At 76.3% G+C, this 21,284-nt stretch carries 20 protein-coding genes; 13 read left to right on the top strand and 7 right to left on the bottom strand.

Annotated features, from left to right (window positions below; translation table 11 throughout):
- Positions 1-98: 98 nt before the first annotated feature.
- On the bottom strand, positions 99-242 hold the full coding sequence (locus tag J0910_RS17375) for a hypothetical protein (RefSeq protein ID WP_420159571.1): 144 nt from the start codon (positions 240-242) through the stop codon (positions 99-101).
- Positions 243-480: 238 nt separating this feature from the next.
- A complete protein-coding gene (locus J0910_RS17370) occupies positions 481-828 on the bottom strand; it encodes a SixA phosphatase family protein (protein WP_420159570.1) in 348 nt (115 codons plus the stop codon).
- 166 nt (positions 829-994) lie between these two features.
- On the opposite strand from J0910_RS17370, the gene J0910_RS17365 reads away from it, so the two are divergent.
- Positions 995-1,690 (top strand): alpha/beta hydrolase, encoded by a 696-nt coding sequence (locus J0910_RS17365; protein ID WP_420159569.1) that lies wholly within the window; start codon positions 995-997, stop codon positions 1,688-1,690.
- A gap of 232 nt (positions 1,691-1,922) precedes the next feature.
- On the opposite strand, the gene J0910_RS17360 is transcribed toward J0910_RS17365, so the two are convergent.
- Both J0910_RS17360 and J0910_RS17355 read right to left on the bottom strand, forming a co-directional pair.
- The gene (locus J0910_RS17360) at positions 1,923-2,504 is read right to left on the bottom strand and encodes a hypothetical protein (RefSeq protein WP_420159568.1); all 582 of its coding nucleotides are present in this window, start codon (positions 2,502-2,504) and stop codon (positions 1,923-1,925) included.
- Positions 2,505-2,663: 159 nt separating this feature from the next.
- The gene (locus J0910_RS17355; RefSeq protein ID WP_420159567.1) at positions 2,664-2,879 is read right to left on the bottom strand and encodes an EF-hand domain-containing protein; all 216 of its coding nucleotides are present in this window, start codon (positions 2,877-2,879) and stop codon (positions 2,664-2,666) included.
- A gap of 416 nt (positions 2,880-3,295) precedes the next feature.
- Here J0910_RS17355 and J0910_RS17350 point away from each other — a divergent pair, with 416 nt between their 5' ends.
- The 4 genes from J0910_RS17350 (at position 3,296) to J0910_RS17335 (ending at position 7,559) form a co-directional block, all read left to right on the top strand.
- The gene (locus J0910_RS17350; protein ID WP_420159566.1) at positions 3,296-4,501 is read left to right on the top strand and encodes a cytochrome P450; all 1,206 of its coding nucleotides are present in this window, start codon (positions 3,296-3,298) and stop codon (positions 4,499-4,501) included.
- Positions 4,502-4,630: 129 nt separating this feature from the next.
- Positions 4,631-5,812 carry a GNAT family N-acetyltransferase gene (locus J0910_RS17345; RefSeq protein ID WP_420159565.1) on the top strand — a complete coding sequence of 394 codons (1,182 nt, stop codon included), beginning with the start codon at positions 4,631-4,633 and terminating at the stop codon, positions 5,810-5,812.
- Complete coding sequence (locus J0910_RS17340; RefSeq protein ID WP_420159564.1) at positions 5,746-6,573, top strand: class I SAM-dependent methyltransferase; 828 nt, start codon at positions 5,746-5,748, stop codon at positions 6,571-6,573. The genes J0910_RS17345 and J0910_RS17340 overlap by 67 nt, the downstream gene beginning before the upstream one ends.
- Positions 6,540-7,559, top strand: coding sequence for a phosphotransferase enzyme family protein (locus tag J0910_RS17335; RefSeq protein WP_420159563.1), 1,020 nt, complete (start codon positions 6,540-6,542; stop codon positions 7,557-7,559). The genes J0910_RS17340 and J0910_RS17335 overlap by 34 nt, the downstream gene beginning before the upstream one ends.
- Here the strand turns inward: J0910_RS17335 and J0910_RS17330 are convergent.
- Positions 7,537-8,277, bottom strand: a complete 741-nt coding sequence (locus J0910_RS17330; RefSeq protein WP_420159562.1) for a class I SAM-dependent methyltransferase — start codon at positions 8,275-8,277, stop codon at positions 7,537-7,539. The two genes, J0910_RS17335 and J0910_RS17330, sit on opposite strands and share 23 nt — an antisense overlap.
- A gap of 283 nt (positions 8,278-8,560) precedes the next feature.
- On the opposite strand from J0910_RS17330, the gene J0910_RS17325 reads away from it, so the two are divergent.
- The 4 genes from J0910_RS17325 (at position 8,561) to J0910_RS17310 (ending at position 14,385) form a co-directional block, all read left to right on the top strand.
- Positions 8,561-9,925, top strand: a complete 1,365-nt coding sequence (locus J0910_RS17325; RefSeq protein ID WP_420159561.1) for a glycosyltransferase family 2 protein — start codon at positions 8,561-8,563, stop codon at positions 9,923-9,925.
- Between the two features lie 50 nt (positions 9,926-9,975).
- Complete coding sequence (locus tag J0910_RS17320; RefSeq protein ID WP_420159560.1) at positions 9,976-11,214, top strand: radical SAM protein; 1,239 nt, start codon at positions 9,976-9,978, stop codon at positions 11,212-11,214.
- 454 nt (positions 11,215-11,668) lie between these two features.
- Positions 11,669-13,708, top strand: a complete 2,040-nt coding sequence (locus tag J0910_RS17315) for a DegT/DnrJ/EryC1/StrS family aminotransferase (protein ID WP_420159559.1) — start codon at positions 11,669-11,671, stop codon at positions 13,706-13,708.
- Positions 13,705-14,385, top strand: a complete 681-nt coding sequence (locus J0910_RS17310) for a class I SAM-dependent methyltransferase (RefSeq protein ID WP_420159558.1) — start codon at positions 13,705-13,707, stop codon at positions 14,383-14,385. Before J0910_RS17315 ends, J0910_RS17310 begins: the two co-directional genes overlap by 4 nt.
- A 212-nt stretch (positions 14,386-14,597) precedes the next feature.
- Here J0910_RS17310 and J0910_RS17305 read toward each other — a convergent pair whose 3' ends face one another.
- Both J0910_RS17305 and J0910_RS17300 read right to left on the bottom strand, forming a co-directional pair.
- Positions 14,598-15,026, bottom strand: a complete 429-nt coding sequence (locus J0910_RS17305) for a hypothetical protein (protein ID WP_420159557.1) — start codon at positions 15,024-15,026, stop codon at positions 14,598-14,600.
- A 518-nt stretch (positions 15,027-15,544) separates the two neighbouring features.
- Complete coding sequence (locus J0910_RS17300; protein ID WP_420159556.1) at positions 15,545-16,582, bottom strand: sugar-binding transcriptional regulator; 1,038 nt, start codon at positions 16,580-16,582, stop codon at positions 15,545-15,547.
- A gap of 222 nt (positions 16,583-16,804) precedes the next feature.
- Here J0910_RS17300 and J0910_RS17295 point away from each other — a divergent pair, with 222 nt between their 5' ends.
- The 4 genes from J0910_RS17295 to J0910_RS17280 all read left to right on the top strand — a co-directional run bounded on the left by J0910_RS17295 (position 16,805) and on the right by J0910_RS17280 (position 21,070).
- On the top strand, positions 16,805-17,809 hold the full coding sequence (locus J0910_RS17295) for a zinc-dependent alcohol dehydrogenase family protein (RefSeq protein ID WP_420159555.1): 1,005 nt from the start codon (positions 16,805-16,807) through the stop codon (positions 17,807-17,809).
- 80 nt (positions 17,810-17,889) lie between these two features.
- Positions 17,890-19,215 carry an ABC transporter substrate-binding protein gene (locus tag J0910_RS17290; RefSeq protein WP_420162015.1) on the top strand — a complete coding sequence of 442 codons (1,326 nt, stop codon included), beginning with the start codon at positions 17,890-17,892 and terminating at the stop codon, positions 19,213-19,215.
- A complete protein-coding gene (locus J0910_RS17285; protein WP_420159554.1) occupies positions 19,212-20,177 on the top strand; it encodes a carbohydrate ABC transporter permease in 966 nt (321 codons plus the stop codon). Before J0910_RS17290 ends, J0910_RS17285 begins: the two co-directional genes overlap by 4 nt.
- Positions 20,174-21,070 carry a carbohydrate ABC transporter permease gene (locus J0910_RS17280; RefSeq protein WP_420159553.1) on the top strand — a complete coding sequence of 299 codons (897 nt, stop codon included), beginning with the start codon at positions 20,174-20,176 and terminating at the stop codon, positions 21,068-21,070. The genes J0910_RS17285 and J0910_RS17280 overlap by 4 nt, the downstream gene beginning before the upstream one ends.
- The last annotated feature ends 214 nt before the right edge of the window (positions 21,071-21,284 follow it).

Genomic DNA, 21,284 nt, shown 5'->3' with positions numbered 1-21,284 from the left:
CCCTCCGCACCCTGAAAACGGCCCCTGGAAAGGGGGCCGACGCGGCGGACCCCGCCCGGTTCCTTCCGGGCGGGGTCCGGCCGCGTGCCGGCGGCGGGTCAGTCGCCCGCGCAGAACAGCGGGGGGAGGAGGCCGACCTTGCACACGGTGTCGTGCGGGGAGTCGTCGGAGGGGGGCGGGGCCGCCCCCAGGGCCAGCAGGGCGGCGGCGGACAGGGCGAACGCGACCAAGAGGCGATGCATTGAAACCACTCCCATGTGACTCTGGGTAACGATGTCGTCTCTTTGTGTGCCCAATGTGGAGGGTGGTCAACCTCTGAAGTCGGGCCGGCGCCCCCGTGCGGTGCGGGGGCCGGGGCGGCGCGCACACCGGCCCCGCCCCTCGGGTGCCCGGGATCCCAGGGGACCCGGGCGCCCGGGCGGCCGCCACCGCGGAACGGGTGCCGGATCGGACGGGGTCCCCCGGGCAGGGCGGCTTGCGCTAGGCGTGCGGCGACCAGAAGGCGACCAGCCTGGCGGCGCCGTGCTCCAGCTCCTTCCAGGAGCCGGAGAAGGCGAGTACCGCGATGGAGCCCGTGGGGAACCCGGAGCGGTTCATCCGGGGGAGCAGGTCGCCCTCGGCCTCGCCGGCCAGTGCGTCGGCCAGGCCGTGCACGCCGGGGTTGTGGCCGCAGAGCAGCAGGTCGGCGACGTCGTCGCCGGTCTCGTTGAGCACGGCCACCAGCTCGCCGAGAGACGCCTCGTAGAGGCGGTCCTCGTAGACGGTCCGCGGCCTCTGCGGCAGGTTCCGATACGGCGAGGCCGCGGTGATGGAGCCCGATGCCCGCACAGTCCGTTCCTCCGCCCGGCCGGACGCGGCCTTGGCGGTTTCTTTGGGGGCGGGCCGCGGTGGCATGGGGAGGGTTCGGGAAGGAGGGCGGCGACCCGTGTCGCCGTGCCCTTTTCCCGGTTCCGCCGGGGGCGGGGTGCGGCCCGATGAGGAAGAGGTGCGGAAGATGCCCGTTCGTCCCGCGATCGTCCTGGTGCACGGCTTCTGGGGCGGGGCCGCCCACTGGGCCAAGGCCATCGTCGAGCTGGACCGCAGGGGGCACCGCGAGGTCTCCGCGGTGGAGAACCCGCTGACGTCGCTGGCCGAGGACGCCGAGCGGACCCGGAAGATGGTCCGGCAGGTGGAGGGCCCGGTGCTGCTGGTGGGCCACTCCTACGGCGGCGCGGTGATCACCGAGGCCGGTGACCTGCCCAACGTCGCGGGCCTGGTCTACATCGCCGCGTTCGCCCCCGACGCCGGGGAGAGTCCCGGGCAGATCACCGAGGAGAGCCCCCCGGCCGCGTTCGACAGCATCGCCCCCGACTCCGACGGCTACCTGTGGATCAAGCGGGACGCGTTCCGCGAGAGCTTCTGCCAGGACCTCCCGGAGGACGAGGCGCTGGTGATGGCCGCCACCCAGAAGGCCCCGCTCGCCTCGGCCTTCGGCGACACCGTCACCTCCCCGGCGTGGCGGGCCAAGCCGAGCTGGTACCAGGTCTCCACCCAGGACCGGATGATCAGCCCGGAGAACGAGCGGCGGATGGCCCAGCGGATGAACCCCCGCAAGATCGTCGAGCTGGACGCCGGCCACGCATCGCTCGCCTCGCAGCCCGCCGCGGTCGTCGACCTGATCGAGGAGGCCGCGATCCAGCTCGGCTCCTGAGACCGGAGCGGATGGGAGGGCGGGGCCGCCCGGCCTCGGGGCCCATGCTGAGCCGGGGCCGCGGACCGGCGGGGCATGGCCCGGCCGGTCGGGCGAGGGCGGAGCGGGCCGCCGCGTGCCGGGCGGCTCCGGGCGGCGGGAGAGCAGCCCGTCCGCCGGCGCGAAGCGCTCCTCCCGGTACGAGTCCTCGGCCGTCGCCGCTCGCTTGAACCCCGGTCCCGTTGGGCGCGGCTCACTCGCCGCCGCCGTCACCGCCGTCCCCGCCGCTGAAGATGCTCTGCGGGTTCCAGACGCCCAGCAGGGGGCCGCAGACGTACCAGACGAGCCAGCCGGCCGGCCCGAGCGTGAACAGGCCCGCCCAGTACCGGCCCTCATAGAACAGGAGGGCCCCGACGAACAGGACGAACAGGATCAGCAGGCCGAAGAAGACGACGGCGGCCACGATCGCGGTCGCCTTCATGATCCGGAAGGTGCCCGCCGCGGAATCGAAGACCGCGTCCACGAGCTCTTCCCCCGCCGCAAGCTTCTCCTGTTCCGTGCGCTCCGCCTGCTCCGGCGGCTCGGCGGCGGTGCCGGGAGGGGAGGCGTCGGGAGCGGAGGCACCGGGGGAGGCCGGCGGTGGCCCCTGGGCCGGCTCGGCCGAGGCGCCCGCGGAGCCGGCCAGCAGGGCGCGGCCCCCCTGCCAGGCGGAGGACACCGCCCCCGCCAGCAGTGCCAGCGAGATGAACCAGATCACCGGCGCGTACAGAGCGAGCAGCACGCATGCCGCGGAGATCCCGAACAGCACCGGTGCGATGAAGATCCGGTTCCTCAAGCGGCACGCTCCCTCTGCAGTCGCCCCCGCCTCTCCGTGGACGCGGGGGCCGTGCGGGCGGGTTCCCCGGAGGCCGCTTCCGGCCAGGAGCAGGGAGCGGCCCGGATGAGCGGCCGGAAGAACGCCTCACCGGCGGGCGGCCGCCTCCCGCCGGCGGGCTCAGGCCCGCTCGTTCATGAAGCGGGTGTACTCCTCCAAGGTGATGAGCCGGTCGCCGTCGGTGTCCATGAGGGAGATGAGCGCCTCGGCGCGCTCGCGGGTGACCGGGTCGCCGGAGGACCCCATCAGCCGGGCCAGCTCCTCGGCGGAGATCCGGCCGTCGCCGTCGGCGTCGACCAGGTCGAAGGAGGCGGCGTAGTCACTGCTGTCGGGCATTGCGGAAGGGGCTCCTGCTCTCCTCGGAAGGGGCGGCGGGCCGCGGGGCTCCGCCGGGGCTGACGGGCCGGAAGGGTACCAGTGGCGCGAGCGCCGCGCCGACGGGGCCCGGCCGCCGGCCGCCGTGCCGGGGCGGAGCCGTCCGAGCACGGCGTCCGCACCGCTCACGCCGCCGCTCCGGTACGGGCCGCACGGCTTCGACCCGCCGGTCCCGGCCGCGGACGCGCAGCACCGCGCCGGCCGCCCCGCTGAGCGCGGCGCCCGGACCCGGGCGGACACGGGGGGTAGCCGAGTGTCACCGCCGCGCCTCTGGCGCCGGCGGGCGCGCCGCCTACCGTGTGGGGGAGCGGCGCCGCATGCCCAGCGGACGATCTCCCCCGCCCCGGCGGGGGCACCACCACGGCCGGAGTCCCGCCATGCCCGAACCCGCCGCGTTCCCGTTCCCCTCCGACCACCCGCTCGCCCCCGCGCCGGCGCTCGCCGAGGCGCGCAAGGGCGGCGCCCCGATGCGGATCAGGCTGCCCTTCGGCGACCCGGCCTGGCTCGTCACCCGCTACGAGGACGCCAGGCACGTGCTGAGCAGCACCGACTTCGGGCGCGACGCCCTCCGCGCCGGGATCCCCCCGGAGCGCACCGCCCGGATCGGCCCGATCGACGTCTCCGAGAGCACCATCATGACGATGGACCCGCCCCGGCACACCCGGGTGCGCGGCCTCGTCGGGAAGGTGTTCACGCCCCGGCGGGTCGACCGGCTCCGCCCCTGGACCCTGGAGGTCGCCCGGGGGCTGGTGGCGGACATGAGGCGCCAGGGGCCGCCCGCCGACCTGGTCCGCGACTTCGCGCTCCCGCTGCCCATCGAGGTCATCTGCGAGCTGCTGGGCGTCCCCTCCGCCGACCGCGACTCCTTCCACGCCTGGAGCGACGCCTTCCTGAGCACCGCGGACCCGGACGCCGGGAAGGTGCGCGAGAACCAGGCCCGGATCGACGGGTACCTGGGCGGCATGGCCGCCCGGCGCAAGGGGGAGAGCGGCGGAGGGCTGGTCGGCGCCCTGGCGCGCGAGCACGAGAGCGGAGGCGAGGGCGGCCTCACCGAGGAGGAGCTCCTGGGCCTGCTGCGCGCCCTGCTGATCGCCGGGCACGAGACGACGGCCTCCCTCATCCCCGGCTTCGTCCACCTGCTCCTCGGCGGGGACGGGTTCTCCCGGCTGGCCGCCGACCCCGGGCTGATCCCGGGCGCGGTCGAGGAGCTGCTCCGCTCGGTCCCGCTGATCCGCCCCGGCTCCTTCACCCGCTACGTGCTGCGCGACACCGAGCTGGGCGGGGTGCGCATCGCCGCCGGGGAGCAGGTCGTCGTCGAGCTGTCGGCGGCCAACCGCGACCCGGAGGCCTTCCCCGACCCCGACGAGCTCGACCTCGCCCGGACCCCCAACCCGCACATCGCCTTCGGGCACGGGATCCACCACTGCGTGGGGGCGTCGCTGGCCCGGATGGAGCTCCAGGTCGCGCTGGAGGCCCTCACCTCGGACCTGCCCGGACTGCGCCCGGCGGTCCCGCTCGACCGGATCCGCTGGAACGAGGAGCGGTTCGTCCGCGCGGCCGAGGCCTTCCCGGTGGAGTGGTGACGGCCGGCCCGCGCCCGGGACCGCGGGCGCGGGCCGCCTGACCGGAAGCGGACGGCTTGGCGCGGTCATGATCCGGGTACCCAGGGTGACGGACGGTTCTCCGCCGGACGGACGAATGCGAGGGCGCCCATGGACCCGACCTCGGCCGCGTCGAGGAGCGAGGTCCCGCCGTCCGCGTGGGACCGGCTGTGCGGGCCGGACGACCTGTACTCCACCCACCGGTGGCTGGGCATCGTGGAGCGGGCCGACGGCCGGCCGACGCGGCTCCTGCTCGCCGGGGGCGGCGGGGAGGCCGCCGGGCTGGCGATGGTGCTCGCCGACGCGCGCACCGGGCGCACCTCGGACCGGGTGGACCGGATGGTCGCCGAGGCCGCCGACCCGGCCCGCGTCCCCGAGGGGTGGCGCCGCGACCCCGGCTCGCTGCTGCCGGTGATGGTCTGCGGCGGGCGGCACAACGGCCGCAGCCGGGTGCTGTCGGCGGGCCGGGGCGCGGACGGGCCGACCGGGGCCCTGGTGGCCCGCGCCGAGCGGGAGGCCGCCGAGGCCGGCGCCGCCTCCGTCTGCTTCCCCTACGTCGACGCCGCCGACACCGCGCTGCGGCGGGTCCTCGGGCGGCGCGGCTACACGGCCTTCCCGGTCGGCCCCGACCACCGGCTGGACGTCCCCCCGGGCGGCTTCGAGGGCTACCTGGCGGGCCTGTCCCGGGTCCGGCGCAAGAGCGTGCGGGCCGAGCGGCGCCGGATCGGGCGGGCCGGGGTCGGGGTCCGGGCGGGCCCGCTCGCCGAGGCCCCGCTGGAGGCCCTGGCCGAGCTGGAGCGGCGCGGCGAGGAGAAGTACGGCCGCCGCCGCGACCCCTCCCGGGCCGCGGCGCACCTGGCCGAGGTCGCCGAGGCGTTCGGCGACCGGGCGCTGGTGCTCACCGCGCACGCCGGGGGAGCGGTGCGCGGCTTCTCGCTGCTGCTGGGCCACCGGGACCGCTGGTACCTGCGCACCTCGGGGTTCGACTACGCGTTCCAGCGGACGCTGCCGCTCTACTTCGAGCTGTACTTCTACCGGCCGGTGGAGCTGGCGGCCGAGCACGGGGCCGCCGCCATCGTCTACGAGCTCGGCGCGGACGAGGCCAAGCGCTCCCGCGGCTGCCGGGCGTTCCCGCAGTACTGCCACGTGCTGGAGACCCGCCCCCGGAGCGGGGCGGGACGGGGGCGCGGCGCCCGCCGCGCTCCGGCCGCCGGAGAGGAGCCTCCGTGGACGCAGAGGAGATCGACCGGGGCATCGCCGCCTTCCCCTACTGGCACTACGAGTTCGACCTGAACGGCCGCCGCACCCCGGTGTGGCGGGACGGGCACGGCAACCGGCACCGGCAGCGGCGGCGGCACCTCCTCGACCCGCTGGTGGAGTGGGCGGGCGGGTCGCTGCGCGGCAAGCGCCTCCTCGACCTGGGGTGCAACGCCGGGTTCTGGTCGCTGGCCGCGGTCGAGGCCGGCTGCGACTTCGTGCTCGGCGTGGACGGGCGCGCCTCCCACGTCGAGCAGGCCCGGTTCGTCTTCCGGGCCCGCGGGGTGCCCGCCGGGCGGTACCGGTTCCGCCGCGCCGACGTCGAGCGCTTCGACCCGGCCGGGGACGGCCCCTTCGACGTGGTGCTCTGCCTCGGGCTGCTCTACCACCTGACCCGGCCGGTGGAGCTGCTGGAGCGGATCGCCGCGCTGAACCCCGAGGCGATCGTGATCGACACCGCGCTCTCCCGCGCCCCGGGGGCCTTCCTGGAGCTGCACCGGGAGTCCCCCGAGGTGCCGCACAACGCGCTGCGCGGCCCCCTGGTCATGGTCCCGACCGCGCGGGCGGTGCTGGAGCTGGCGGAGCTGGTCGGCTACCCGGCCCGGATGCTCGCCCCGGACTTCACCGACTACACCGGGGCCGAGGACTACCGCACCGGGGCGCGCAGGGCGTTCCTGGCGCTGCGGGACCCGGCGGGCTTCGGGCCGCCGTTCCGGTTCGAGGAGGCCGCCGGCCCGGCGGCGCGGCGGGAGGAGGCGCAGGGATGGGAGGGGGGACCCGCCCGGTCGCCCGGCTGATCCCGGGCCCGGGGACGGCCCGGGAGATCTGCCGGCGCTACGGCCTGCCGGAGCGCGGGGCCGCGCTGCACCCGGTGGCGCGCGGCGCCAACGGGCGGGTCTGGCGGCTGGAGGTGCCCGGCGGCCGCTACGCGGTCAAGGAGCTGTTCTGGACCGACGAGGTCAGCGAGGAGGAGGCGGCCCGCGCCGCCGCCTTCCGCGACGCCGCCGCCCGGGAGGGGGTGCGCGCCCCGCGCGACGTGCCCGGAGCCGACGGCCGCTACCTGGCGGCGCTGGCGCCGGGCGGGGGCGGGGCGCTGGTGCGGCTGTGCACCTGGGCCGAGGGGGACCGGCTGCGCGGGACCGGGGGCGGCGCGGCGGCCTGGCTGGGCCGGACCCTGGCGGCGCTGCACCGGGTGGGCGCGCCGCCCGCCGCACCGCAGGGGGCCTGGTTCACCGCGGTGCCCGGGGAGGAGCGCTGGGCGGAGCTGGTCCGCGCGGGCCGGCGGGACGGCGCGCGATGGGCGCCCGCCCTGGCGGAGGCGCTGCCGCTGGTCCGGTCGCTGTCCCGGTGGGTCGGCCCGGCGGCCGGGCCGCTGACCACCTCGCACCGCGACGTCAAACCGGACAACGTGCTCCTCGCCGGGGACGGCGGGCACGTGCTGCTGGACTGGGACGCGACCGGGACGGTCGACGCCGGCCGGGAGCTGGCCACCGCGCTGATGGACTGGCACCACGGCGCGGGCGGCCTGGACGAGGGCGGGGTGCGCGGCACGCTGGAGGCGTACCGCGCGGCGGGGGGCCCGGCGTCGGTCCGGGCGCCGGAGGACTTCGGCATGCACCTGGCGGCGCTGCTCAACTACGTCCACGTGCAGGCGCTGGGCGAGCGGAACCCGGGCCTGCCGGACGACGAGCGCCGCTACGCGCTGGCCCAGGTGGAGGAGTCCCTCCCCCGGCTCCCGGCCCCCGGGGTGCTGGAGCGCGTCATGGAGCTGGCCCGGGAGTGACCGCCGGGCCGGCCGGGGAGGGGAGCGCGGGCGGCGCCCCGCCGGGGCCGGTGCGGCGGGGCAGGGCGGCGCCCAGCGCCCCGGGGGCGTGCGCCGGGGCGGGGGCGCCCGGCCAGGTGTACAGGTGCAGCGCCTCGGCGGGGGCGGTGCGCCGGAAACCGAGGCGGACCAGGCCGAATCCGTGCACCGGGTATTCGTAGGCGATGCGCATTTCCCGGGGCCGCCGGTCCAGGCTTTCCCGAATCCGCGCGAACACCTCGTCCATCTCCGGTCCTTCGGCCGGGTTGTACAGATAAACGGCGGTCACCTCGGCCGGAACGGGGGTCCGGGCGGCGTCGGTGCAGAAAAGCCGGATGTCCGGGCAGCGCAGCCGGGAGCGCGCCGCGGACAGGTTCGCCACGGCGCCGGCGTGCAGCCCCGGATCCATTTCGAAACCGATGGCGGCGCCCGGCCGCCCCCGGCGGGCGAACGCGAAAACCGCGCGGCCCAGGCCCGATCCGATGTCGAGGACGGTGTCGGAGGGGCCCAGGCGCAGCGCGGCGGCGGCGCGGCGCAGCCGGTCCGGGGCGGCCGGCTCGTAGCGGCCCGCGTCGCGGGCCAGAGCGGCGGCGTCCCGGGCTGACGTGCGCACCCCGAGGGCGCGGTCGAAGCGCCATCCCGCGAGGCGCTCCCGGGCGGGCCGCAGCGCGGCGGCGCCCCGATCGGCGAAGGAAGCCATCGATCCCCCTTACCGTTCCATCGGGTACCCGCGTCGGCGGCCGGGCATGCCGGGGATTTCAATTCCGTGCGGACGCGGACCCGGTGCCGCCGAATGGGCAACAGGGGCACCACTGGCGGCATTATCCGACATATTCCATTGTTCGCCGCAAGTGCCGTGAATCCGATCCCGGACTTCTTGTCAGCCCGGACTTTCCGGGTTATGTTCGTGCTCCATCCGGCCGCTCGCAATGGTGTATGAACTCGACTTCCCAGGTGAACGGGTTTCCATGGGCGATCCAGACGTGACAGTCGTCATTCCGGTGCACGATATGCGCCCCCAGCTGCGCAACACATTGCGCGGGCTGCGCTCCCAGACCGTCCCCGCGGACCGCTTCGAGGTGATCGTGGTCGACGACGCCTCCACCGACGGGGCGGTCGACGCCGGCGAACCCGGCCCCGGGGCGCACTGGGAGGTCGTCCGGGTCGACCCCGGCCGCGGCGCCGCCGCGGCGCGCAACACCGGGGCCGCCCGCGCCCGCGGCGAGGTCCTGGTCTTCCTGGACGCCGACTGCCTCCCCCACCCCGACATGCTCGCCCGGCACCGCGCGGCCCAGACCGGGCAGGGCGTCGCGGCCACCGGCTACACCTACGCCCGCGAGCTCACCCCCGAGCAATGGGACCTCCTCTACGGCACCGACTGGGACTTCGGCGACCCCGCCGCGGTGTTCTCCCGGTCCGAGCGCGAGCCCCGGCTGCACGACGCCCGCGCCGACCTGCTCACCCGCCCCTCCGACTGCTCCTGGGCCTACTTCTGGTCCTCGGTGGTGAGCCTGCGCCGCACCGACTTCGAGCGGGTCGGCGGCTTCTGCGAGGAGTTCCCGGGCAAGGGCGTGGAGGACATGGAGATGGGCTACCGGCTGCGCAGGGCCGGGATCCCCACGGTGCTCCTCGGCGACGCGCTCGCCTTCCACCAGCCGCACGCCCGCGACCGCCGCGCCGACCTGGTCCGCGACCGGTGCAACGACTTCCTGATGCTCCGCCTCCACCCGGGGATGGAGGTGGAGGCGGTCTGCGCGTTCGGCGCGCCCGGGGCCCGGGTGCTGGAGCCCGCGCTGCGCTCGTTCGCCGAGCGGCTGGACCCCGCCGCGGTGGACACCGCCCGGCTCGGCGAGCTGCCCCGGGTGCTGGAGGCGCTGGGCGGCCCGGACGGCACCCTGCTGCTCGGCGACGACGGCGGCTGGCCGGAGGACGCGCCCCGCCCCGCGCGGACCGTCTCCCCCGTCCGCAAGGGCGGGGACCGGCTGCTCGGCGCGCGCCTGCCCTTCGGCACCGCCGCCTTCGACACCGCGGTGGTCACCGACTACTGGCGGACGCTGCCCGAGCCCACCCTGTGCCGGGTGCTGGACGAGGCCGCCCGCTGCGCCCGCCGGCTGATCCTGCTGGACGGCGCCGCCACCCGCCCGCCGTCCGGGCCCGACCCGGCCCTGTCCGCCGCACTGGAGCACGGCGACCGCCCCTGGTGGGAGTTCTCCTTCCCGCTCCGCCGCGAGCTGCACCAGTTCCGCCTCACCGGGCTCGACTCCGCCCCGGGAGGGCCGCGCGCCCTGGAAGCGGAGCCGCTGCCCTGGAGCACCGGCTCCTTCTCCGGCGTGCTCGACGCGGTCTGAGCCGGAGCCGCCGGCGGCCCCCCGCCCGACACCGAAGAAGGGAGACCGCCATGCCGACCGGGCAAGGCGCCGAGCACCGCGGCGCGGATCCGCGCTCCGCCAACCGGGAACTGAACATCCGCGAGTTCGAGGCGGGGGCGACCGCGCTGGAGAGCCTGCCGCGGGTGCTCTTCGTCGAACTCACCGAGAACTGCAACCTGTCCTGCCCGATGTGCCGCGCCTCCGGCCCGTTCGACCGGTCCAAGAACATGGACCCGCGCCTCTTCGACCGGGTCGCCGAGGAGCTGTTCCCCACCGCCGAGATCGTGGACCTGCGCGGCTGGGGGGAGAGCACCGTGCTCAAGGACTTCCCCGAGCGCGTCGCGCGGACCATCGCCCACGGGTGCAGGGTCCGCCTGGTCACCAACCTCACCGTGCCCAACGAGGAGCTGTGGCGCACCCTGGTGCGCAACGACGCGCTGATCCTGGTCTCCTTCGACGCCGCCCGCTCGCGCACCTTCGCCGAGCTGCGCCGCGGCGCCCGGCTGCCGGTGATCATGCGCAACCTGGAGATCCTGGTGGACGAGGGCCGCCGCAGCGGGGTCGGCGTGGACGGGGTACAGCTCAACACCGTCGTGCAGGCCGCCGCCATCCCGGAGATCCCCGGCATCGTGCACACCGCCGCCGACATCGGCCTGACCCGGATCAGGCTCAACCCGGTCACCGTCCCGGAGGACTCCCCGGAGCACCTGTCCCGGCACACCGCGGCGCTGGCCGACGCGCTGGAGGAGGCGGCCCGGGCGGCCCGGGAGCGCGGGGTGCGGGTGCAGCTCGGCGCCGCCCTGGACGAGTCCTGGGCGCTGCCCGAGCACACCGGCAAGACCTGCGTCCACCCGTGGATGTACTGCTACGTCAACCACCGCGGCCAGGTCGGCTTCTGCGACCACCTGATCGGCGAGCCCGACAGCCGCTACCTCCTCGGCGACCTCGCCGCGTCCTCCTTCGCCGACATCTGGAACGGCCCGGAGTACCGCAGGCTGCGCGCCGAGCACACCCGCTGGCAGGAGGGCTTCTCGCAGCGGTTCGAGGAGTGCGGCTGGTGCTACCGGAACCGCTACGTGGACATGGAGGAGCAGAGCTACCCGCCCTACGCCGAGCACCTGGTGGACCTCACCGGACGCCCGCCCTGCCCGGCGGGCGCGGCGCCGCCCCCGCCTCCGCCGCCGGGCGGGGGCCGGCCCGTTCCGGAGGGGCGCCCGCTCCTCCCGCTCCTCGGCGCACCGGGCCCGGCCCGAGGGCCGTGCGGGTGAGGCGGAACGGCCCAGGAAGCCGGCGCCCGCCCAAACCCCCTCCCTCCCCCCGGACCCCGCCGCCCCGCCCGCCCCGCGGCCGGGCCCGCGACACCGTTCCGGCCTGCGGGCCCGCCCGCAGGCGCCGCTCCGGGGCGGAACCGGAGGGAGGCCGGGGCGGCGCGCCGCCCCCGCCGATCCGCCGGCCGCCGAGGCGGTCTCCCGGGGCCACCGGGCGCAAGGCGCGGGCACGTCTGCGGTCGCCGGGGCCGTACCGCCGCGCCTCCGGCTCCCCGGCCGCAGGCCTCGCACCGGCCGGCGGACTCCCGCGGCCGGGCCGCCCGCGGGGGCGGACACGCCCCCGGTGCCGCTCGCCCCGCCCGCCGCGCCCTCGCCCGGACCCCGTTCCCGGTCCGGTGGCCGACCCTCCCCCTCCGGCCGTGCGGCCGGGTCCACCCCCCTGCGAAGGAGTCCGATGAGCCCGGCAGACGACCCCCGCCGCTGGCCCCGCTGGCCCGAGCTGGGGCCCGGCGCCCACCAGCACCTCTCCGCGGCGCTGCTCGGCGGCCGCCTGGCGTGCAGCGGGGCCCGCTCCCCCTGGCCGTCGCGCGGGGCGGAGGCGGCGCGCGCCCTGGCCGAGGCCTCGGGGCGCCGCAGCGCCGTGCTCACCGCCAGCGGCTCCAGCGCGATCGTGGTCGCCCTGCAGGCACTGGGCATCGGGCCGGGGGACACCGTGGCGATGCCCGCGACGACCTGGGTGGGGTGCGCCACCGCGGTACTGCGCACCGGCGCCGCACCGGTCTTCTTCGACGCGGCCCCCGACTCCCCGTGCCGGGGCGCCGAGCACCTGGCCGAGCCCCCCTCGGCGGTGCTGGCGGTGCACCTCTACGCCCAGCACGCCGACATCGCCGCGCTGCGCCGCGCCCTGCCGGGCGTCCCGGTCGTCGAGGACGCCTCGCACGCCCAGCTGGCCCGGTCCGCCGACGGCGCGGTGATCGGGTCGCTGGGCGACGTGAGCGTGATGAGCTTCCAGGAGACCAAAGTCCTCACCTGCGGTGAAGGCGGCGCGGCGCTGACCTGCGACGACGACCTGGCCGCCCGGATGGCGGCGCTGGCCGCGGACTCCCGCCGCCCGGCGCCCCGACCGGGGGAGGCGGACCGCACCGCCCTGGAGGCGTCCCCGGCCCCGGTGCACGGCGCCAACCACGCCCTGCCGGAGACCGGCGCGGCCCTCCTGCTGGACCAGCTCGAACGCCTCCCCGGCCAGGCCGCCGCGCGGAGCATCGGCGCCGCGGCGTTCCTGGCGGAGCTGGCCGCCGACCGGGAGGCCGGCTGGGAGCCGCTGGCCGACGCCGCGGCCCTGGCCTCCGGCGCCTTCTACGGCCTGCCGCTCCGCCCCACCGGCCCCGCCCCGCCGCCGCGCGAGCTGATCGCCCGGGTGCGCCGGGAGGCCGGGATCACCCTGGACGAGGTCTACCCGCCGGTCCCGGAGGGCCCGCTGTACCGGCCGGAGACCGTGCCCGGCTACGCGGCGGCGCTGGCCGGGCGGCCCGTCCCCCCGCTCCCGGAGTCCCGGCGGCTGCACGGGACCGCGGTCGTCGTGCCGCACCACGCCTTCCTGGCCGGCGCGGACGCGCTGCGCGGGCTCGCCGCCGCCCTGCGCGGCGCGGTGTCCGCTCCGGCCCGGCCGCCCCGCCCGGTCCGCCCGCTGCCGGGCCCGGCGCCCCGCCCGGTGATCGACGTGGTCACCCTCACCCGGGGGCGCCGCCCGGACGGGCTGGTCCGGGCCCTGAACAGCGCCGCCGCCCAGCGGGTCGGCGCCGGCGTCCGGCTCACCGTCTGGATCGACGCGCACCTCGGCGCCCCCGCGGCGCTGCCGGGGGGCCTGCCGCCGGGGGTGCGCGCGGTGAGCGTCGGCGGCGACGGCTTCCTCCCCGAGGCGGCGGTGGAGCGGGTGGGCGCGCTGCGGCGGATGGCCGTGCAGGCCGCCGACGGGGACCTGATCGCCTTCCTGGACGACGACAACGAGTGGGAGCCCGACCACCTGGAATCCCTGCTGGAGGCGGTCGCCCCGGGCCTGCCCGCCGCGCACTCCTGGCGCCGCCTGGTCGGCCCCGGCGGCGGGCCCCACCCGGTGGACCGCTTCCCCTGGCTGCCGCCGGGCCCGGAGGCGGCGCGCCGGCTGGCCGAGCTGGCCCGGCACGGGGTGATGGCGCCGGGCGACCCGGTGGTGCGCGACCGCCTCAGCTGGCCCCCGGGCGGGGAGGGGGACGGCATGGTCGACATGGGGGAGTGGCTGTTCCGCCGCGAACTCGCCCGCATCCTGGAGTTCCGCAGGGAGCGCAGCGCCCGGGAGGTCGCCGAGCGGCTCGGCGAGGACGACATCGTCCGCGAGCAGCTGGTCCGGCTGCGGGTGCCGGTCGGCTGCACCGGGCGGCCCACCCTGCGCTACCGGCTCGGCGGGATGTCGACGCCGGAGTACGCCGGCACCGCCCCGGCCGAGGCGGCACCGTGACGGGGGCGCCGGCGGGCGGGCCGGCCCGGACGGTCCGGCCGCTGCTCTTCGACGGGTCGCCGTACGAGGGCTTCCCGGCCGGGGAGATCGGCTACGACCCCTCCGGCTGGGACTCCGACCACCCGGTGTTCCGCGAGGAGATCACCCGGCTGCGCCCCTCCCTGGTCGTGGAGGTCGGCACCTGGAAGGGCGCCTCGGCGCTGCACATGGCCGGCGTCGTCCGCGAGCTGGGGCTGGCCTGCGAGATCGTGTGCGTGGACACCTTCCTGGGCAGCAGGGAGCACTGGCTGACCCCGGAGTGGAAGGCGGACATGCGCCTGGCCTTCGGCCGCCCCGGCCTCTACCCGCAGTTCCTCGCCAACGTGGTGCACGACGGCTTCACCGAGGTCATCACCCCGTTCCCCGCGACCAGCGCCACCGCCGCCGCGGTCCTGGAGCACCACGGCGTCCGCTGCGACCTGGTCTACATCGACGCCGGCCACGACCTCCCCGACGTGGCCCGCGACCTGGAGCTGTACTGGCCGCTGCTGCGCCCGGGAGGCACGATGATCGGCGACGACTTCATCGCCCGCTTCCCCGGCGTCGTGCAGGCCGTGCGCGCCTTCGCCGCGTCCCGCTCCCTGCCCCTCGGCGTCCGCGAGGAGAAGTGGGTCCTGCGCAGGCCCCCGGCCGGCTGAACGGGGGCTTCGGCGGTCCGGGCGGCCGGAGCACCGGGCCGCCCCTCCGGCGGCCCGCCCGGCGGAGGGGCCGGGCGGGTCCGCGGGGACGGTCGGCCGCCACCGGTGCGCCCTACCCCGCCGGTCCGGGCCGCCCGGCCGGCGCCCCTCCCGCGACACCGGGATCCTCGGAGGGAAAGGCGGGGGGCGGGGTGCGACCCGCCGTCAGCCCGTCAGTCCGCCCGGCCGGGGGAGACCAGTGCGCCGTCCTTGAAGGCGACGATGGTGGGGTGGAAGTCGTACTCCTCCCGGAAGGACCCGGCGTACCCCTCCTCGGCGTAAGGGGCGATCAGGTCGAGGAAGAGGGAGAGCTGCCCGAGCGCGTCGTCGAGCCAGTAGCCGCGTGCGTACAGGCCCCAGGCGCGCACGTCCGCTCCGGACGGGGCGGTCCAGCGGTACTGCAGCCGGAGTTCGGCGGCGTCCCCGCCGGGCAGCGGGCTCTCCGGGTCGAGCAGGAAGGCCGGCTCGGAGTGCTCGTCCGGATCGAGCCCGGCCGGGCGCTCCCCGGCCAGGCCGATGTGCCAGCGCACCGCGTCCAGCACCTCGGGCGGGGTGTCCTCCCGCAGGAAGCAGGCGACGACGACTTCGTAGTGCAGGCTCATGCGCGGCTCCCGTGGCGGTCGGCTCCGCCGGGAGGCTACCGCCGGGCGCGGACACCCCTGCGCCCGGACCGCCGGAAGGCCCCGCCCCGGGCGGATCGCGGCAGGCAGCCCCCGGCGGACGGCCCGGCGGGGCGCTCGGCCGGTGCATTCCCCTCGGACGTCCTGCCCGGCCGCTCGCCGGTCCGGACGGCCGCCGCCCGCGGACGCCTGCGCGAGCGCACCGGCGGGGCGCCCCCCGGCGACCGGCCGCCGGCGGAGGCCCGCCGATCGTGCGGAAATGCCGTCGGTACCGCCGGGAGCGGCCGCGGGGTTCGGCGCGGGCCGGCGGCCCTGCCGGAGCCGGGGGGCCTCCTCTGCGCTGAGGAGCGGTTCCCTGCGAGGGGGCGCCGGCGGGCGCTCGCCGATCGCCGCCGTCGGCGTGCGGAAATGCCGTCGGTACCGCCGGGAGCGGCGGCGGGATGCCGCGCGGGCCGGCGGCCCTGCCGGAGCCGGGCCCGGTGGTGGGCTCCGGCGGCCGTTCAGCCGTTCGCGGCGCCCTCCTCCCCGCCCTCCGAGGGCCCCGCAGGGGATTCCGCTGCGAGGTCGTCGAGCAGGACGCGGGCGGTGAAGCCGTCGGTGACCAGGGTGGAGGGGATGCCGCTGCGCAGCGCGGCGCCGACCGCGCGGGCCTTGGCCCTGTCCCCGGCGCCGGCCACCGCGACCACCTCGGGGACCGCGCGCAGCCGGTCCACGGAGATGCCGAGCACCCGGTCGTCCACCTCGCAGCCGACCGGGTTCCCGCCGGCGTCGAAGAGCCGGCCGGAGATCTCGGCGCGCACGCCCAGCTCGGCGCAGCGCTCCCGGGACTCCGGGTCGAGCGCCTGGTAGACGGTGGAGTTCCGCTCGTCCCAGCCGCCGATCGCGACGACCGCCGTGGTCAGCCGGTCGTGCAGGGCGAACGCCGCGGCGATCCCGGGGTCGGCGCGGAGCGTCGCCGCGGTCGCCGCGTCCGGCAGGATCAGCGGGGCGTAGATCGGGTGCGCCGGGCCGCCGGAGAGCGCCGCCGCGCGGCGCACCGTCTCCACCGACCCGCCCGACTCGGCGTACTCGCTGAGCACCCCGTTGAGCTGCACGGTGGTGCACCGCGGCAGCCGGGTGAGCTTGGCGCCCATCACCTGCAGGGCGCGGCTCCAGGCCAGCCCCAGCACCTCGCCGGGGCGGACGATCTCGGCCAGCAGGTCGGCCGCGGCCGCGCCCAGGTCGGAGCGGGTCTGCAGCGGGTCGTCGGAGGCGTCCACGACGATGGCGCGGCGCAGCCCGTAGCGCTCGCGCAGCCGCTCGGACAGCTCGGCGTCGAGCCGGGCCGGCAGCCGGATCTCGATGTGCACGATCCCGCTGCTGCGCGCCGCCTCCAGGTCGCGGGCGACCTTGAACCGGCTCAGCCCGAACTCCTCGGCGATCTCCACCTTGGACCGGCCGTCCAGGTAGAACCGGCGGGCGATGGCGGCGATCCGGACCAGCTCGGCCGGGCCTCCGGAGAAGGCCGGGGCCTGCGTCTCACCTCGTTGCTCGCTCATATGAGCGCTACTGTACTCGATTGTGGCGCAACCATTGACATCCGGTTTCGTCCGGGTCTTCAATGAGCCACGACAAATGTGATCCAGCTCGCTCATCTGAGCGAGGGGTGGCGCGGGTCCGTCCCCCCGCACCGCCCTCCCGGGCACCCGGCAGAGCCGGCCGGGCGCCCGAGGCCCGGTACCGGGCCGACACGCAGCCGAAACACCGAAGGAGCCAGCCCCGTGCGAGCGGCCATCATCACCGAACCCGGATCGATCACCGTCGGGGAGCGGCCCGACCCGGCCCCCGCCGCAGACGGCGTGGTCGTCCGCGTCGGGGCCTGCGGGATCTGCGGCACCGACCTGCACATCGCCGACGGCGAGTTCCCGCCCAGCCCCTACCCGCTGGTCCCCGGGCACGAGTTCGCCGGCGAGGTCGTCGCGGTCGGCGAGCAGGCCCCCGGCGGGCTGCGCCCCGGCGACCGGGTCGCCGTCGACCCCTCGCTCTACTGCGGCCACTGCTCCTACTGCCGGGCCGGCCGGGGCAACCTCTGCGCCGGCTGGGGCGCGATCGGCGACACCGTCGACGGCGCGTTCGCCGAGTACGTCGCGGTGCCCGCGGTCAACTGCCACCGGATGCCCGACACCATGACCATGCGCCAGGGCGCCCTGGTCGAGCCGCTCTCCTGCGCCGTGCACGGCGTCCGCCGGATCGGCGTGCAGGCCGGCGAGCGGTTCCTCGTCGTCGGCGCGGGCACCATGGGCCTGCTCCTGCAGCAGCTGCTGCAGCGCTCCGGCGCCTACGTCACCGTGGTCGACCGCAACACCGACCGGCTGGCCGTCGCCGCCGGGCTGGGCGCCGACGCCACCGCCGCCGACACCGCGGAGCTGGACGGCGGGGCCTTCGACGCCGCGGTCGACGTCACCGGCGCCCCGGCCGCCATCGAGGCCGCCTTCGGCGCGCTGCGCCGCGGCGGCCGGCTCCTCGTCTTCGGGGTCGCCGCCGACGACGCCCGGGTCTCGCTGTCGCCGTTCCGGATCTACAACGACGAGATCACCGTGGTCGGGTCGATGGCGGTGCTGAACAGCTTCGGAGCCGCCCTCGACCTGATCGCCGCCGGGGCGGTGCAGACCGCGCCGCTGCTCACCCACGCCCCGTCGCTGGAGGAGTTCCCCGACGCGCTGAAGATGATGCGCTCCGGCACCGGGGTCAAGGTCCAGGTGGTGCCGGACGGCGCCGCGCTCTGAGCCCGCCCCGGACACCCCCCCACCAGGAGAAAGGCACCACCGTGCGAACGACCCTGCGCACCGCCCGGACGGCCGCCTCGATGGCCGCCGCGGGGGCGCTGCTCGCCGGATGCGCCGGGGCGGGCGCCGTCGCCGCGGACGGCGACGGCGTCCGGCTCGTCATCGCGATCGTGTCCAACCCGCAGATGCAGGACGCGATCTCCCTGGAGTCCCGGTTCCGCGAGGAGAACCCCGGCATCGAGGTCGACTTCGTCTCGCTGCCGGAGAACGAGGCCCGCGCCAAGATCACCACCTCGGTGGCGACCGGCGGCGGCGAGTTCGACGCCGTCATGATCAGCAACTACGAGACCCGGCAGTGGGCCGAGTACGGCTGGCTGGAGAACCTCCAGCCCTACATCGACGCCTCCGAGGGCTACGACGACGAGGACTTCATCCCCTCCATCCGCGAGGACCTCTCCCACCAGGGGGACATGTACTCGGTCCCGTTCTACGGCGAGTCCTCCTTCCTCACCTACCGCAAGGACCTCTTCGAGAAGGCCGGCGTGGAGATGCCGGAGGACCCCACCTGGGAGGAGGTCGCCGCGCTCGCCGGGGAGCTGGACGGCGTCGAGCCCGGGGTGTCCGGCATCTGCATGCGCGGCCTGGCCGGCTGGGGCGAGATGCTCAGCCCGTTCAACTCCATGCTCAACACCTTCGGCGGCCGCTGGTACGACGAGGACTGGAACGCCGAGCTGGACTCCCCGGAGTTCCGCCGCACCGCCGAGTTCTACGTCGACCTGGTCCGCGAGCACGGCCAGCCCGGCGCCGCCAACAGCGGCTTCGGCGACTGCCTGAACCGCTACGCCCAGGGGCGGGCGGCCATGTTCTACGACTCCACCTCCATGGTCAGCACCATCGAGGACGAGGAGTCCGGCACCGTCGCCGGGCTCAGCGGCTACGCCCCCGCCCCGGTCGCCGAGAGCGACTACGGCGGCTGGCTCTACACCTGGTCGCTGGGGATCCCCGCCACCTCCGAGCACAAGGAGGAGGCGTGGAGGTTCCTGGAGTGGATGACCGACAAGGAGTACATCCGGCTGGTCGCCGACGAGTACGGCTGGCAGCGGGTGCCCCCGGGCAACCGGCTCTCCACCTTCGAGGCCCCCGAGTACCGGGAGGCCGCCGGGGCCTACGCCGACGCCATGCTGGACGGCATCGAGCGCGCCGACCCGGCCGACCCCGGGCTGCGCCCCGTGCCCTACGAGGGCGTCGGATTCCTCGCCATCCCCGAGTTCCAGGACCTGGGAACCCGGGTCAGCCAGCAGCTCAGCGCCGCGATCGCCGGCCAGATCAGCGTCGAGGAGGCGCTGGCCCAGAGCCAGGAGTACGCGCAGGCGGTGGGCGACACCTACAAGGAGGACGGCCGATGAGCGCGGCGACCGCGCCGGCCCGGCGCACCGCGGCGGAGCCCGCGGGCGGGCCCGCCCGGAGGAGGAGCGTGCGGGCGGTGGAGCGCGCCGAGGGCTGGAGGCGCCGCGCGCCCCTGCTGCCCGCCCTGGTCTTCACCCTGGCCGTCACCCAGCTGCCGTTCCTGGCCACGGTGGTCTACTCGCTGCGCTCCTGGAACCTGCTCCGCCCCGACTCCCAGGACTGGGTGGGCCTGGCCAACTACGCGGCGGTCCTCACCGACTCCCAGTTCCTCGGCGCGGCGCTGAACACCATCGCGGTCACCGCCTCCTGCGTGGTGGTCTCGATGCTGCTCGGCATCGGCCTGGCGCTGCTGCTGGACCGGAGGTTCGCCGGCCGCGGGGTGGTGCGCACCCTCATCATCACCCCGTTCCTGATCCTGCCGGTGGCCACCGCGCTGCTGTGGAAGCACATCATGCTGGAGCCGGTGTTCGGCCTGGTGAACTTCGTGCTCTCGCCGTTCGGCGCGGGCGACGTGGACTGGGCCTCGCAGTACCCGGTGCTGTCCGTGGTGGTCGCCCTGGTCTGGCAGTGGACCCCGTTCATGATGCTGCTGGTCCTGGCCGGGCTGCAGAGCCAGGGCGGCGACGTGCTGGAGGCCGGCCAGGTCGACGGGGCGTCGAGGTGGCAGATGTTCGTCTGGATCACCCTGCCGCACCTGCGCCGCTACATCGAGCTGGGGGTGCTGCTCGGCTCGATCTACGTGGTCAACACCTTCGACACGATCTACATGCTCACCCAGGGCGGCCCCGGCACCGCCAGCTCCAACCTGCCCTTCTACATCTACCAGCGCACGTTCCTCGGGTTCGACATCGGCCAGTCGGCCGCGATGGGCGTGGTGGTGGTCGCCGGCACCATCGTCGTCGCCACCCTGGCGCTGCGGCTGATCTTCCGGACCTTCATGAGCGCCCAGGAGGCCAAATGACGGCGCACGCCCCCGAGCGCCCCGCCGCAGGCGGGGCCTCCCCGACCGCCCCGGCCCCGGGCCGGGCCCCGCGCCGCCGCCGGTCCGGTGCGGGGGGCGCCGCGCTGACGGTGCTCACCTGGGCCATCGGCCTGGTGTTCGTCTCCCCGGCGCTGTGGCTGCTGCTCACCGCGTTCAAGCAGGAGAACCAGGCGGCCACCGACCCGCCCACGCTGCTCTTCCAGCCCACCCTGGACCGGTTCTCCGCGGTGCTGGGCGCCGACTTCCTGCCCTACCTGGGCAACTCGCTGACCGCCACGCTGGCCTCCACGGTGCTGGTGCTGCTGCTCGGCCTGCCCGCCGCCTACGCCCTGTCGGTGGAGCCGGTCAAGCGCACCCAGGACGTGCTGTTCTTCTTCATCTCCACCAAGATGCTGCCGGTGGTGGCGGTGGTGGTGCCGATCTACGTCGCCGCCGCCGAGCTGTCCCTGCTGGACAACGTCTGGACCCTGGTGGTGCTCTACACCGCGATGAACCTGCCGATCGCGGTCTGGATGCTCCGCTCGTTCTTCCTGGAGGTCCCGGTCGCCATCGTGGAGGCGGCCCGGGTGGAGGGCGCCGGGCTGCCGCGGATCCTGTGGTCGGTGATGCTGCCGATCATGGCGCCCGGCATCGCCGCGACCGCCCTGATCTGCATGATCTTCTCCTGGAACGAGTTCTTCTTCGCGGTGAACCTGACCGCCTCCCAGGCCGCCACCGTCCCGGTCTTCCTGACCGGGTTCATCACCAGCGAGGGGCTGTTCGTCGCCCAGCTGTCGGCCGCCGCCGTCATGGCGTCGCTGCCCATCGTCGTGGTCGGCTGGATCGCCCAGCGCCAGCTGGTGCGCGGCCTGTCCATGGGCGCGGTGAAATGACGGCCGGGCGCGCCGGCGCCCCCGGCGCGCCCGGCGGCCGCCCCCCGCCCCGGCCCCGCGGGGACCCGCCGGCCCGCCCACCGCAGGGCGGTCCGGCGGCGGAGCGGACAGGCCCCCGGCGGCACCCGTTCCGCCTCCCCGCGGCGGTTTAGGGTCGGACCGGTGGAACCACGAGGCCCCGCCCCGGCCGGGCGGGGCCGCCGGCTGCGAGGAG

The organism is Nocardiopsis oceanisediminis, assembly GCF_048595525.1.
GTDB lineage: Bacteria > Actinomycetota > Actinomycetes > Streptosporangiales > Streptosporangiaceae > Nocardiopsis_A > Nocardiopsis_A oceanisediminis.
Note: the sequence above shows the minus strand (reverse complement) of the source record. Positions and strands in the feature narration are given on the sequence as shown.

What these genes read in the sequence shown, in the direction of transcription:
- J0910_RS17375 (WP_420159571.1), bottom strand. Translation starts at nt 242, where the DNA reads ATGCATCGCCTCTTGGTCGCGTTCGCCCTGTCCGCCGCCGCCCTGCTG.
- J0910_RS17365 (WP_420159569.1), top strand. Translation starts at nt 995, where the DNA reads ATGCCCGTTCGTCCCGCGATCGTCCTGGTGCACGGCTTCTGGGGCGGG.
- J0910_RS17355 (WP_420159567.1), bottom strand. Translation starts at nt 2,879, where the DNA reads ATGCCCGACAGCAGTGACTACGCCGCCTCCTTCGACCTGGTCGACGCC.
- J0910_RS17350 (WP_420159566.1), top strand. Translation starts at nt 3,296, where the DNA reads ATGCCCGAACCCGCCGCGTTCCCGTTCCCCTCCGACCACCCGCTCGCC.
- J0910_RS17345 (WP_420159565.1), top strand. Translation starts at nt 4,631, where the DNA reads ATGGACCCGACCTCGGCCGCGTCGAGGAGCGAGGTCCCGCCGTCCGCG.
- J0910_RS17335 (WP_420159563.1), top strand. Translation starts at nt 6,540, where the DNA reads ATGGGAGGGGGGACCCGCCCGGTCGCCCGGCTGATCCCGGGCCCGGGG.
- J0910_RS17330 (WP_420159562.1), bottom strand. Translation starts at nt 8,277, where the DNA reads ATGGCTTCCTTCGCCGATCGGGGCGCCGCCGCGCTGCGGCCCGCCCGG.
- J0910_RS17320 (WP_420159560.1), top strand. Translation starts at nt 9,976, where the DNA reads ATGCCGACCGGGCAAGGCGCCGAGCACCGCGGCGCGGATCCGCGCTCC.
- J0910_RS17315 (WP_420159559.1), top strand. Translation starts at nt 11,669, where the DNA reads ATGAGCCCGGCAGACGACCCCCGCCGCTGGCCCCGCTGGCCCGAGCTG.
- J0910_RS17305 (WP_420159557.1), bottom strand. Translation starts at nt 15,026, where the DNA reads ATGAGCCTGCACTACGAAGTCGTCGTCGCCTGCTTCCTGCGGGAGGAC.
- J0910_RS17300 (WP_420159556.1), bottom strand. Translation starts at nt 16,582, where the DNA reads ATGAGCGAGCAACGAGGTGAGACGCAGGCCCCGGCCTTCTCCGGAGGC.
- J0910_RS17290 (WP_420162015.1), top strand. Translation starts at nt 17,890, where the DNA reads ATGGCCGCCGCGGGGGCGCTGCTCGCCGGATGCGCCGGGGCGGGCGCC.
- J0910_RS17285 (WP_420159554.1), top strand. Translation starts at nt 19,212, where the DNA reads ATGAGCGCGGCGACCGCGCCGGCCCGGCGCACCGCGGCGGAGCCCGCG.
- J0910_RS17280 (WP_420159553.1), top strand. Translation starts at nt 20,174, where the DNA reads ATGACGGCGCACGCCCCCGAGCGCCCCGCCGCAGGCGGGGCCTCCCCG.